This window comes from Mariniflexile sp. (assembly GCF_052728615.1).
The window spans coordinates 12,317-24,660 of the sequence record NZ_JBFVFE010000002.1 but is presented as its reverse complement, the minus strand read 5'-3'; the positions used below and the strand labels follow the sequence as shown (position 1 = coordinate 24,660).

The window sequence follows — 12,344 nt, the reverse complement described above, 5'->3', positions numbered from 1 at the left end:
TCCGTTTTTCAATTCTACCGAATTGAAATCCACCTTCCCTTGCTAAGGGAAGGGATTTTTAAGCATCATAAATTGACTAATGTTGAAAAACCAAAACATTAATAGAAGGCAACTCTCCTCCTTAAAAAAGGAGGAGTGGCTTCATCCCGAGTATACGGGATGAAGACGAGGTGGTTTTTTGGATTTGAAAAAATTTAACACATTTCAGACCTGACAGGTCTATTAAAAAATTAGTCTTTATTATGCTCCTCCAAATCCTCGGTTAAATCTAAATTCCGAAGTGTTTTATTTTTAGCCCCGATGGTTAAAACGGTTATTAAAGTCATGGTGCCTCCAAAAACGACCGCATTTACGGTCCCCATCAGTTTTGCGGTCAATCCACTTTCAAAAGCGCCCAATTCATTAGAAGACCCAACAAACATAGAGTTTACGGCAGATACCCGTCCGCGCATGTGGTCCGGCGTTTTTAATTGCAAAATGGTTTGACGGATTACCATGGAAACCCCATCGGTAACGCCGCTAAAAAACAACGCTATCACTGAAATCCAAAACACATTGGAAATTCCGAAAATGATGATGCAAATTCCAAAACCAAAAATAGCAGCCAACAATTTCTTTCCTGCATTTTTACTTATCGGCAAATAGGCTGTAAAAAGCATGGTTATGGAAGCTCCTACGGCAGGAGCTGCCCTTAAAATCCCAAATCCTGCGGCACCTACTTTTAAAATATCTTGTGCAAAAACAGCAAGTAACGCAACGGCACCACCAAATAAAACGGCCACCATATCTAAAGTGATGGCTCCTAAAATAGCTTTTGTTTTAAACACAAACCGTACGCCTTCTTTTAAGCTTTCAATAACAGGTTCTCCAATTTTCGGGTTTAATATGGGTTTTTTCTTAATAAACATTAAAACAATCAAAGAAAAAACAACCAAGCCAAACACTATGCTTAATGACCAATGTACCCCAATCCATTTTATGGAAAACCCTGCAAAAGCAGGCCCTAAAACCGATGCTACTTGCCATGTAGAACTGTTCCACGTGGCGGCATTTGGATATATCTTTTTCGGAACAATTAAAGCTACCAAAGAAAAAATGGTAGGTCCAAAAAACGAGCGTAAAAAACCCCCAAAAAATACCAAAGCATAAATGCTGTATAAAATGGTTTTGGTTGGCCAACCAGATGTAATTGCAGGCCATGTAATTAAAAATAATCCTAAACTAATCAGTGAAAAAGCAGCGATACAAATGGCGAGCAGGTTTCTTTTTTCCTTTTGGTCCACAATATGACCTGCAAACAATGCCATGGTAAACGCTGGAATGATTTCCATCAATCCAATTAAACCAATGGCCCAGGGGTCTTTTGTAATTCTATAAACCTCCCACTCTATAATTATAAACTGCATAGACCAGCCAAATACCAAGGCGAAACGCAACAATAAAAAAATATTGAATTCTTTAATGCGCAAAGCTGCGTAGGGGTCTGTTTTTGCCATATTCATATTCCTGCGAAAGCAGGAATCTCTTTAATTAAGTCCTACAAGGTTTTTGATCCCGATTGCCATCGGAACTTGCAGGATGTGGATTAAACGTTTTTTTAAATTTCGCTTCAAATTTAAAATAAAGCGCATTACTATTTTAGTTTTTCTTCAAAATCTAAAATAAGGAGTCTGGCTATTTTAGTTTTTTGTTAAATTCTAAAATAAGAACGAATTTAGTTTTGGAAAACAATCTCATAAATATGGCAAACACTTTCACTCCATTTTATTAAACAACAGATGTCAGGGCTAACGCCCCTAAACCATCTTCATCACCTATTCTCTACAATGATGTTAGGGCTAACGCCCCTAAGTTCATCAAAAATATTAACGATATAAACGGAGAACAAAATTCTATAAAAATCTACCGGTATTAAGCAGGCAGCATTCTGGGTTTTAGGCCTGGAATCTTCGTAGATACAAAAATTTATGGATTAAAAGGGACGTTAGCCCTGTCCTCTTCGTAAATGAATTACAAAAAAATAACGGACGGAGTCCTTAAAATTCACATAATATCCCTTAGTTTCAACTGTAAACTTACATGTCCCTGCCATTCATTCTCATCAATGGAATACACCGCTTTAAAAGGTTTTCTATTGGAAATAATGTCAAATTTATCGCCCATTCCAAAGCCAATAGCTACCACACTATTGGATTGTGGTTGCTTTACCGTCATTCTCAAATGGGTCTTGTCTTCGCCCACACATTTGCCGTAACCGGTATCCAACAAATTATCCGTCATAAAAACGGGGGTCATATTATTGGGGCCAAAAGGCGCAAACTGTTTTAGAATCCTGTAAAATTTAGGCGTGATGTCCTGTAAATCAATTTTAACATCAATTTTAATTTCCGGGGTCAATAAATTTCTATCAATGGTTTTTGTAACCACATCTTCAAAAGCCTGTTTAAAAGCTTCATAATTTTCTTCTAAAAGCGTTAAGCCTGCTGCATATTTATGACCCCCAAATTGTTCGATATGGGCACTGCATGCTCCTAAAGCTTCATAAATATCAAAATCGCGAACCGAACGTGCCGAAGCAGCCAACTTATCGCCACTTTTTGTAAATACCAATGTGGGCCGGTAATAGGTTTCGGTTAATCTGGAAGCCACAATGCCAATAACGCCTTTATGCCAATTCTCATGATAAACCACCGTAGTAAGACGACCCTGTTCGTTTTGTTCTTCAATTTGCTTCAAGGCTTCTTCTGTAACCTGTTTATCGGTTTCGCGCCTGTCAAGATTGTAATTGTTAATTTCCGAAGCATATTTAACGGCCAAATCCGCTTCTTCCTCTGCCAATAACCGCACTGCAAAATTGCCATGTTCCATGCGCCCCGCAGCATTGATGCGAGGTGCCACAACAAAAACCACGTCGGTAATGGTCAATTCCGTTTTTTCAACTTGGTCCAATATGGCTTTAATTCCGGGGCGTGGATTGGTATTGATCACTTGCAGGCCAAAATGGGCCAATATCCTATTTTCGCCATCAATGGGCACAATATCGGCGCCAATGGCTGTGGCAACCAAGTCTAAATATTCGGTTAAATCTTCTGCTTTTTTTCCATCTTTTCCTGCTAATGCCTGGATCAATTTAAAACCAACCCCACAACCACAAAGTTCTTTAAAAGGATAGTTGCAATCGTTTCTTTTTGGATCTAAAACAGCAACCGCGTCTGGAATTCCATCTGCTGGTGTATGGTGGTCGCATATTATAAAATCGATGCCCAATTCTTTAGCATACGCTACTTTGTCAACGGATTTTATGCCACAATCCAAAGCAATAATGAGGGTAAAATTATTCTCCAAGGCAAAATTGATGCCTTTATACGAAATGCCATAACCTTCATCATACCTATTAGGAATATAAGTATAGACCAGGTTATATTTTGTTTTTAAATACGAAGACATTAATGCAACTGCGGTGGTTCCGTCCACATCATAATCGCCATACACCAGAATATTTTCGTGTTTTTCCATGGCGGTTTCAATTCGGGCAACCGCTTTATCCATATCCTTCATTAAATACGGATCGTGCAAATCGTCTAAACTTGGCCTGAAAAAAGCCTTGGCATCTTCATAAGTTTCCACACCACGCTGTAACAATAACGTGGCCACCACAGCATCCACTTGAAGCGCTTTTTGCAAAGCCTCCAGTTTTTTAGAATCGGGTTTTGGTTTTAAGGTCCAACGCATAAAAAAAGCTAGAAGTACAAAGTTAAAAGTACAAAGTTAGAAGTACAAAGTGCCTCCTCTAAATCGCAAATATTTATTTCTTATGAAAATGGGTTTCAATGGCTAACTCTGAAAACTGACGGAACATTTCCATAACACCACAATATTTTTCAACGGATAAATCGACTGCTTTCTGAAGTTTCTTTTCGCTTAATGCATCGCCATAAAAATGAAAATGCATAGCGACTTTGTCATAAATTTTAGGATGCTCTTCGGTAAGATTTGCTTCAATGTCTATTTGAAAATCGGCTACTTCCAATTTCATCTTTTTAATAAGCGATGCCACATCCAAACCCGAACATCCTGCCAAAGCCGACAACATGAGCGCTTTTGGGCGGTAGCCTTCTCCATTGCCATCATTCTCTGGGGCGGCATCCATAAACAAATTATGCCCGGATGGGTTGGTGCTTTCAAACTTCATGTTGCCCAGCCAAGTTGTTGTGATTAGATTCGTCATTCTTTAAATTTTTGTGTTATTTGAAACGTCAAAAATACGTATTAAATTGTCAAAAAAAACCATTCAGTGGGATTAGTTAAATGCCAACAATGCCTGCTTCAATGTGTCTAAATCGTTTTTGGTGTGATTGGACGTAATGACCATTCGATTCATGGCGGTTTTATAGGTTGGATATTTAAAATTTGTTATAACGATTTCTTTTTCAAGTAAATAGTTGTAAGTTTTTTCGTTTTTAGAATAAATAACTGGGTAGTTTTTACTGAATTTAAAGTCCGAATTCAACTGTAAACCATCAAACAAAACCCTTAGATTCTCCTGAAGTTTTTTTTGTTGCAATTTAATCACATCTTGAGAAAGTATAAACGCCTGCAAATACGCTGGACTGATGCTTGATGAAGAAATAAAATCTGGTTCATTTTTTAGTGCATCAATAAAATGGTTATCACCCGCCACCAAGCCGCCCGATATTCCCAACGCTTTCCCTAACGAAGATACCATGATTTTTTGGAACAGATTTTCATTTGAAATGGAACTGAAAACACCTTCCATAAAATTGCCAACAATGCCTAAACTATGCGATTCATCAACCACCAAGGTGATTCTTTTTGTTGATGAAATTCCGTTTAAAAATTCGAAACTTGTTGGTTCTACTTCCAAACCCAATAAAGCATCGGCAGTAATGACTATATTTTCAGTAATATTGTTTAGCAAGTTTGGGTGCAATCTTCCATCTATGAAAACAGGCAAACTATTGGAATGCAAAATGGCGGGATGCGTTTTTGGGTAGTGGTAAAAACTGTTTTCAGATTTATACAAATATTCTAAAACCAATTTACCTGCTAGCGTTCCGGAAGAACAGGTAACAGATGCTTCCGCCCCAATCAATTCTGAAAATAGTTGTTCCGCTCTATTATAAATTGATAATTTAACATTCGCATTTCTGGAGCTTCCGTAAGCAGTTCCCCATGTTTTTATTCCTGAAATTAGATTGTTTTGAAAATTAGGATTGGTAGCCAATCCTAAATACGAGGTACCGCCAAAGTATAAAAACGGTTTACCATTTACTGTAATTTCTCTGTCTGGAAACCCATCAATAATCATAGAAAACTATATTAAAGCAACGCCCGTTCCGTTTAAACTGCTGTAGGTTGTAATGCCGTATTTAATAGTAACCCCTGTTGCAATATCTTCAGATAATAATAAAGCACCATCCATATCTACATAATCCAACAGCGGTAACAAATGGGCTATTGCCGAAATACCAACGGACGATTCCGTCATGCAACCTACCATGGTTTTCATTCGTAATTCTTTAGCGTGTACCAACATGTGTCTTGCTGCCGTTAATCCGCCACATTTTACCAACTTCACATTAACCCCATGAAAATGATTGTAGCATTTGGCAACATCGGCTTCTACCTGACAGCTTTCATCCGCTATAACGGGCAATACCGATTTTTGATACACTTCTTTATGCCCATCCCAATCATCAGCTTTTAAGGGTTGTTCTAAAAATTCAACACCTAAATCCCTTAAAATTTTGGAGTTTTTTATTGTTTCATCAACCGTCCATCCACAATTGGCATCAATTCTAAAAATGGCATTGGTATGCTTTCGTAGTTCGGCAACTATTTTAATGTCCTCCTTAGTGCCTAATTTTATTTTATAAATTGGCCAAGGAAGTTCATTCATTTTAGACACCATTTTTTCAATTGAATCAATGCCAATGGTATAATTTGTTAGCGGGTTGCTTGAAATATCGTAATTCCAAAGTTCATACAATTTTTTGCCTTGTTTTCGGGCGAACAAATCGTTATAAGCCAAATCTAAAGCACATAATGCGAACATATTATGCTTTAAATGCGCGTACATTTGTTTCCAAAATTCTTCTGGGGCAGTATCTTTTGTAGCTTCGATTATTGGTTTCAAAACTGTTAAATCCTGCATCATTTTCTCAACCGTAATGTTGTAATAGGGGTTGGAAGTCGCTTCTCCAAAACCTGAAAAATCGCCATCTTTTAGTTCTACAATCAATGTGGGTTGCACGTTGTAGGACTCTCTGGAAATTGAAAATGTATGTTTTAATTTTAAATTGAACGACCTGAGTTTAAGCTCCATAAATTATTTTAAATAATTCACGAAAGTTAATAAAATTATATCTTTGAATTTAATGATAAATCAAAATTATGCCTTTAGTTACGCCATTATCTCCCGACTATGATTCTGAAACCAAAAAACTAGCAGAATTCTTTAATGAAACGCTGGGGTTTTGTCCAAATTCAGTTTTAACTATGCAACGGAGACCAGCTATTTCCAAAGCTTTTATTAATTTAAACAAAGCGGTGATGGCTAATGAAGGTCGAGTAACGTCGGCTTTAAAGCGCATGATTGCTTGGGTAAGCAGTAACGCTACGGGTTGCAGATATTGTCAAGCCCATGCCATACGTGCTGCCGAACGCTACGGTGCTGAACAAGAAAAATTGGATAATATTTGGGAATACAAAACACATCCTGCATTTAGTGAGGCTGAACGCGCTGCTTTAGATTTTTCATTGCTCGCCTCTCAAATACCAAATGGTGTGGACGAAACTATTAAAAAACGTTTACATGAATATTGGGATGAAGGTGAAATAGTTGAAATGCTTGGAGTTATTTCGCTTTTTGGATATTTAAACCGTTGGAACGATAGTATGGGTACCTCTATTGAAGATGGCGCGGTTGAAAGTGGCGAACAGTATTTAGGAAAACATGGTTGGGAGAAAGGGAAACACCTTTAGATTTAAGAATTACGATAGACGATTTTTGATTTGTCATTCCTGAGAAGGCAGGAATCTCGTAATAATTAAACGTTTTTTTATTAACCACTAAGATTTGGTTTGAAAATTTTCGGGCCAGTTTAATGGAATCTATTTAAGTTTTAACGGTTCTTTTTCAAAAACCAACTCATCAAATCCCGTTTTCATAAAATTTCTAATGTTTTGATGTCCTTTGCCATTTGGGTCTTTTTGTACATCATCAAAATAGAATTTTCCAAAACACGCCAATGTTTCTTCTTTTGTAAAACCTTGTAATTTTGCGAAAGCAAATAACTTACAAGACCCCGAATTCTCCCCTGCATTATTTTGTAAATCACCATTTTTAAAAGCGGTTGGTGTAAACTCGTAGTTAGCTTCTATAATAGCCATCGTTTCTGAAAACTCGATACTTTTTGGTTCGGTTTTTAGTTTTTTTATGAATGTTTGTATATCCATTACCATTAGCTTTTTTATTCTTTTTAATATAAAAAACCAAACAAATACAATGGTATCACATTAAGGCTTCCTACTTCCATATCGTCTCTTACTACAAAACTATTTTCAACCCCTTGTATTTGTTTTGAAGATTTTCCTTTGCCTCCTATTTCAAAAGTGTAGATTCTATCAACAATAAAATCGCCTTGTTCTGCCAAATGAATCTCATAAAGATGCTTCATTTGATTTGCAAAAAACGTTTCTCTTAACGTGCCAATCTCTGCATTCTGTTTTCCTAAAGCATAAACCAAATTGGGGTTGTTTAAATATAATTTTTGTGGTTTTGTAAACGCGCCAATACCCTTTGTTGGCTTATACAATTCCATGACTAGATCGGCTCTATTTAATAATTTAATAGCGTTCAGTAAAAAAACCCTCGATATTCCCAAGCGCTCACTCAACTTGGTTACATTAGGTATAAAAGGGGCACTTTGTGCAATAGCGACTAACAGTTTCTTTATCTTTCTACTATCTTCAAAAGTTATGTTTTCAACAGCATTAAAATCGACCTCTAAAATTAGGTTTATGGTCTGATTTAGTTTTATAGCATAACTGTTCTTGTTTTCCAAATAATAGGGATATGCACCATATTTTAAATACGCATCAAAATATTTTATTGGGTTTTGAACATAAGGTTTTAAATCTTTTGCTATTTGTTTATGGTTCTTTAACAAATCCAATAATTCATATTTTGGAATAGCATCGTGGTTTTGCTCAAACTGAATAAACTCCCTAAAAGATAATTCCTTTAAATTATAAACAACGGCTCTTCTGCTTAAATCGGATTCACCTTTATAAATTTCTAAAATTGAAGAAGATGTAAATATAATATGAAGATTGGGAAATTGATCGTAAACTAACTTTAGCTCTCTAGACCAATTAGGATATTTATGGACTTCATCCAATAACAAATTGGTGCCACCTCTCAACACAAATTCCTTGGCCAAAGAAACCAAATTGTTTTCTAAAAAATACAAATCATCTAACGTTGCGTACAATGATTCTTTTTCCCTGGGCAGTTTAAATTTTATGTATTGCAACAAAAGGGTTGTTTTACCAGAACCTCTTGCACCTTTTATTCCTATTAAACGATTAGACCAATCTATTTCGTTCAATAAATAACGCTTTTTAGAAGAAAGTGTTTCTAATAACTGTTCTTGAAGTGAAAATAATTCGTCCATAATTGTAATTTATCAAAAACAAAAATACAAATTTTTGTTTATAAATAAAAACATTAATACTTAAAATTGTTTACAACAAAAAACGTTATTTATAATTATTGTTTACAAACGAAAACGTTACAAGCTTATTTCTTCCCACCAACCACAACAACTATTTCGCCTTTTGGTGGTTTATGCGTGTAGTATTCCAAAACTTCTTTGGCGGTGCCACGTATGGTTTCTTCAAACAATTTAGTCAATTCCCTAGATACAGAAACTTCTCTATTTTCTCCAAAATACTCGCAAAAATGAGCGAGGGTTTTCAACAATTTATGGGGGCTTTCGTAAAAAATGATGGTCCGGGTTTCTTCGGCAAGCGACAGCAAACGGGTTTGCCGTCCTTTTTTAACGGGCAAAAAGCCTTCAAAAACAAATTTATCGTTAGGCAAACCAGAGTTTACCAAAGCCGGTACAAAAGCGGTGGCCCCGGGCAGGCAATCTACTTCTATGTTGTTTTCAATACAGGCACGCGTGAGTAAAAACCCGGGGTCGGAAATAGCTGGTGTTCCCGCATCACTAATCAATGCTACGGTGGTGCCGCTTTTTAATTTTTGTATTAAATTTTCAACTGTTTTATGCTCGTTGTGCATGTGGTGCGACTGCATGTGGGTTGAAATTTCATAATGTTTCAGCAGTTTTCCCGAGGTGCGTGTGTCTTCGGCAAGTATTAAATCGACCTCCCTTAAAACTTCAACAGCCCTAAAAGTTATGTCTTTTAAATTTCCTATGGGTGTTGGTACCATGTAAAGTTTACTCATAAACTAAATCTTCTTTCTAAAATTAGAAGAAAGCGTGCTTCAAACTCCTCTTTGTTCACCCAATTGTTATAGTCTGGTTTTACAATATCCATAAGGAATCCTTGGGCGTGTGCGAAGGAATCGAAAGTATTTAATTGCGACATCACGCGTTCATAATCTTCACTTTTACCATCAAATAAATGTTTGATAAAAGCTATTTTATCATTTAATCCAATATTCAATCCGCCAATATTCAGTTTATCGTTCAACGACTTTTTTTCGTTGGAAATACCGTTCGATGCTTTGGTAACAGGCTCAAAAACAGGCATATCTTTAAATCCGGCCATTAAATCGTCCATGTCATTTTTTTGGTATTTCGGTTTTGGTAAAACATCTTCCATTATCGCATCCATATCCTCAGGCCCATTGGGCATGTGTGCCACCATATCCTTTATGGTTTGAATGCCATGTTCCATAATGCCATCGTCTTCAATGGCATCCAGGTTAATGTAAATTTTATCTTCTACTTCAATCGTATCGCTAATGGTATTGTTAAAAGCATTGTCCAACATACCAAAAAACGATGCATCGCTACCAATAATGGGCACATCGCCTTCAAAATTTTCATGGGCAAATTTTAAAACGGACAATTTTTCAAAAAGCGCTGATACTTCAGCATGCATTTTATCAACATCTTCTTTCCCTTTTAATTTAAGAATTCTATGTGCAATACTCATCAACTCCAACTCTAACTTCTTCTTCATTGTTATAAATTTTAAATAATTGCTATTTAGGCTTTTGTTTTTTAATAAATTTGCGCCACCTTTATACAAACGAACAATCGCTTTATTTAATGAACTCTTTTTAAACTTTTATTATTGGCTAAAAATTGCTCTTTTGCATCTATTTTTTGTCTTTTTTTTATTTCGTAGCAATGCTATGCAATTCAAAAAAGCCTTTAACTAGCTACAAAATAACTTCCCGATAGCTATCGGGATCGCTTCAATATAAAAGTCTAAAAAAGTTCCATGTTAAAATTACAAAATGTTTCTTGAAAATACAGTAAATCATAAAGAACAATTTGGATGGATAGAAGTTATCTGTGGCTCTATGTTTTCCGGAAAAACCGAAGAATTGATCCGGAGGCTTAAACGTGCGCAGTTTGCACGGCAAAAAGTAGAGATTTTTAAACCGACCATTGATGTGCGCTATAACGACAACATGGTGGTGTCGCACGATGCCAACGAAATTCGTTCTACGCCCGTACCTGCCGCTGCCAACATTCCTATTTTGGCCGATGGTTGTGATGTGGTCGGTATTGATGAAGCACAGTTTTTTGATGATGAAATTGTACGTGTTTGCAACGATTTGGCCAACAAAGGTGTTCGGGTTATTGTGGCGGGTTTGGATATGGATTTTAAAGGCAACCCCTTTGGACCCATGCCCAGTTTAATGGCTACTGCCGAATATGTTACCAAAGTACATGCGGTTTGTACCAGAACCGGCAATTTGGCACAATATAGTTATAGAAAAGGGAAAAGCGATAATTTGGTTTTATTGGGTGAAGTTGAGGAATATGAACCCTTAAGTAGGGCCGCTTATTACAAAGCCATGACGCGCGATAAAGTTAGAAATATGAAGGTGAACGATGCCGAAGAAGTGATTCCAAAACCAAAAAATCCAGATGCCTAAAGCCCAAGAAACCGTACTTGAAATCGATTTAAATGCATTGAAACATAATTTTGAACATTTAAAATCGAGACTACATAACGATACCATGTTTATGGCGGTGGTTAAAGCCTTTGCTTATGGAAGTGATGCTTGCACCATTGCCAATTATTTACAAAATCTACAAGCCGATTATTTTGCTGTGGCTTTTGTGCACGAAGGGGTACAGCTTAGAAAAGCGGGCATAACCACACCCATTTTAGTACTGCATCCACAATCGGCAAATTTTAATGCGCTCATTCAAAATTGTTTGGAGCCCAATTTGTACAATATTAAAATTTTAAATGAATTTATTGCGATCGCTTCCGCGGAAAAACTAAGCGAATACCCCATTCACGTTAAATTTAATACAGGATTGAACCGATTGGGTTTTGCTGAAAATGACGTGGATGCTATTGTTTCTAAAGTAAAAGGAACTTCAGCAGTAAAAATAAAATCTGTCTTTTCACATTTAGCAGCCAGCGAAGATTTAAACGAAAAAACATTCACTTTAAATCAAATTGAAAAATTCAAAGCCATTGCCAAAAATATTACCCAGCAAATCGGCTATAAACCACTGCTTCATCTTTGCAACACCTCAGGTATTTTAAACTACCCCGAAGCGCATTTTGATATGGTTAGAAGTGGAATTGGACTGTATGGTTTTGGAATCCCGATAGCTATCGGGACAGAAAAAGACAACAAAAATTTAAAACCCATTGGTACTTTAAAAACCATTATTTCCCAAATCCATTCTATTGAAAAAGGGGAATCCATAGGTTATAATCGGGCGTTTACAGCAGATGCTTTTTTAAGATCGGCAACCCTACCCATTGGTCATGCCGATGGTATTGGAAGACAGTATGGCAAAGGGAAGGGGTATGTAATAATCAATAATCAACGCGCTTATATTCTAGGAAATGTGTGCATGGATATGATTATGGTAGATGTTACCAACATTGATTGTAAAGAAGGCGACGAGGTGATTGTGTTTGGGCCATCCAACACTGCCGAAAATTTAGCCGAAACCGCCAGCACCATTTCTTATGAGCTTATCACAGCTATTTCACAACGGGTAAAACGTATTTTTGTTGAAGGTTAAATATTTTAAAATTAAAATGTGACTTTTTTATTATATTGTAGTCTTAATTATTTAACCATT

General features: G+C 36.5%; 12 protein-coding genes. 3 read left to right on the top strand and 9 right to left on the bottom strand.

Going from position 1 to position 12,344, the window contains the following annotated elements; all coding sequences use genetic code 11:
- Positions 1-230 precede the first annotated feature (230 nt).
- The 5 genes from ACU1LP_RS01285 to ACU1LP_RS01265 all read right to left on the bottom strand — a co-directional run bounded on the left by ACU1LP_RS01285 (position 231) and on the right by ACU1LP_RS01265 (position 6,346).
- A complete protein-coding gene (locus tag ACU1LP_RS01285; protein ID WP_445735333.1) occupies positions 231-1,496 on the bottom strand; it encodes an MFS transporter in 1,266 nt (421 codons plus the stop codon).
- A gap of 547 nt (positions 1,497-2,043) precedes the next feature.
- Positions 2,044-3,732 carry a single-stranded-DNA-specific exonuclease RecJ gene (recJ, locus tag ACU1LP_RS01280; protein ID WP_445735332.1) on the bottom strand — a complete coding sequence of 563 codons (1,689 nt, stop codon included), beginning with the start codon at positions 3,730-3,732 and terminating at the stop codon, positions 2,044-2,046.
- A gap of 73 nt (positions 3,733-3,805) precedes the next feature.
- Entirely contained in the window at positions 3,806-4,228 is a 423-nt protein-coding gene (locus tag ACU1LP_RS01275) for an OsmC family protein (protein WP_445732196.1), read from the bottom strand.
- A 72-nt stretch (positions 4,229-4,300) separates the two neighbouring features.
- A complete protein-coding gene (locus ACU1LP_RS01270; protein WP_445732197.1) occupies positions 4,301-5,329 on the bottom strand; it encodes an aminotransferase class I/II-fold pyridoxal phosphate-dependent enzyme in 1,029 nt (342 codons plus the stop codon).
- Positions 5,330-5,335: 6 nt separating this feature from the next.
- Positions 5,336-6,346 (bottom strand): dipeptide epimerase, encoded by a 1,011-nt coding sequence (locus ACU1LP_RS01265; RefSeq protein WP_445735331.1) that lies wholly within the window; start codon positions 6,344-6,346, stop codon positions 5,336-5,338.
- 68 nt (positions 6,347-6,414) lie between these two features.
- Here ACU1LP_RS01265 and ACU1LP_RS01260 point away from each other — a divergent pair, with 68 nt between their 5' ends.
- The gene (locus ACU1LP_RS01260) at positions 6,415-7,005 is read left to right on the top strand and encodes a carboxymuconolactone decarboxylase family protein (protein WP_445735330.1); all 591 of its coding nucleotides are present in this window, start codon (positions 6,415-6,417) and stop codon (positions 7,003-7,005) included.
- Between the two features lie 129 nt (positions 7,006-7,134).
- Here the strand turns inward: ACU1LP_RS01260 and ACU1LP_RS01255 are convergent, their stop codons facing one another.
- From ACU1LP_RS01255 to ACU1LP_RS01240, 4 genes are all read right to left on the bottom strand, one after another.
- On the bottom strand, positions 7,135-7,479 hold the full coding sequence (locus ACU1LP_RS01255; protein WP_445735329.1) for a HopJ type III effector protein: 345 nt from the start codon (positions 7,477-7,479) through the stop codon (positions 7,135-7,137).
- Between the two features lie 23 nt (positions 7,480-7,502).
- Positions 7,503-8,699, bottom strand: a complete 1,197-nt coding sequence (locus ACU1LP_RS01250; protein WP_445735328.1) for an ATP-binding protein — start codon at positions 8,697-8,699, stop codon at positions 7,503-7,505.
- Between the two features lie 125 nt (positions 8,700-8,824).
- The gene (gene rsmI / locus ACU1LP_RS01245) at positions 8,825-9,496 is read right to left on the bottom strand and encodes a 16S rRNA (cytidine(1402)-2'-O)-methyltransferase (RefSeq protein WP_445732202.1); all 672 of its coding nucleotides are present in this window, start codon (positions 9,494-9,496) and stop codon (positions 8,825-8,827) included.
- The gene (locus tag ACU1LP_RS01240; RefSeq protein ID WP_445734215.1) at positions 9,493-10,239 is read right to left on the bottom strand and encodes a hypothetical protein; all 747 of its coding nucleotides are present in this window, start codon (positions 10,237-10,239) and stop codon (positions 9,493-9,495) included. The genes rsmI and ACU1LP_RS01240 overlap by 4 nt, the downstream gene beginning before the upstream one ends.
- A 280-nt stretch (positions 10,240-10,519) precedes the next feature.
- Here ACU1LP_RS01240 and ACU1LP_RS01235 point away from each other — a divergent pair, with 280 nt between their 5' ends.
- Complete coding sequence (locus tag ACU1LP_RS01235) at positions 10,520-11,167, top strand: thymidine kinase (protein ID WP_445734216.1); 648 nt, start codon at positions 10,520-10,522, stop codon at positions 11,165-11,167.
- Complete coding sequence (gene alr / locus ACU1LP_RS01230; RefSeq protein WP_445734217.1) at positions 11,160-12,284, top strand: alanine racemase; 1,125 nt, start codon at positions 11,160-11,162, stop codon at positions 12,282-12,284. Before ACU1LP_RS01235 ends, alr begins: the two co-directional genes overlap by 8 nt.
- Positions 12,285-12,344: the final 60 nt, after the last annotated feature.

Coding starts and splice junctions, on each gene's coding strand:
- ACU1LP_RS01285 (WP_445735333.1), bottom strand. CDS start 1,496: ATGGCAAAAACAGACCCCTACGCAGCTTTGCGCATTAAAGAATTCAAT.
- recJ (WP_445735332.1), bottom strand. CDS start 3,732: ATGCGTTGGACCTTAAAACCAAAACCCGATTCTAAAAAACTGGAGGCT.
- ACU1LP_RS01275 (WP_445732196.1), bottom strand. CDS start 4,228: ATGACGAATCTAATCACAACAACTTGGCTGGGCAACATGAAGTTTGAA.
- ACU1LP_RS01270 (WP_445732197.1), bottom strand. CDS start 5,329: ATGATTATTGATGGGTTTCCAGACAGAGAAATTACAGTAAATGGTAAA.
- ACU1LP_RS01265 (WP_445735331.1), bottom strand. CDS start 6,346: ATGGAGCTTAAACTCAGGTCGTTCAATTTAAAATTAAAACATACATTT.
- ACU1LP_RS01260 (WP_445735330.1), top strand. CDS start 6,415: ATGCCTTTAGTTACGCCATTATCTCCCGACTATGATTCTGAAACCAAA.
- ACU1LP_RS01255 (WP_445735329.1), bottom strand. CDS start 7,479: ATGGATATACAAACATTCATAAAAAAACTAAAAACCGAACCAAAAAGT.
- ACU1LP_RS01250 (WP_445735328.1), bottom strand. CDS start 8,699: ATGGACGAATTATTTTCACTTCAAGAACAGTTATTAGAAACACTTTCT.
- rsmI (WP_445732202.1), bottom strand. CDS start 9,496: ATGAGTAAACTTTACATGGTACCAACACCCATAGGAAATTTAAAAGAC.
- ACU1LP_RS01240 (WP_445734215.1), bottom strand. CDS start 10,239: ATGAAGAAGAAGTTAGAGTTGGAGTTGATGAGTATTGCACATAGAATT.
- ACU1LP_RS01235 (WP_445734216.1), top strand. CDS start 10,520: ATGTTTCTTGAAAATACAGTAAATCATAAAGAACAATTTGGATGGATA.
- alr (WP_445734217.1), top strand. CDS start 11,160: ATGCCTAAAGCCCAAGAAACCGTACTTGAAATCGATTTAAATGCATTG.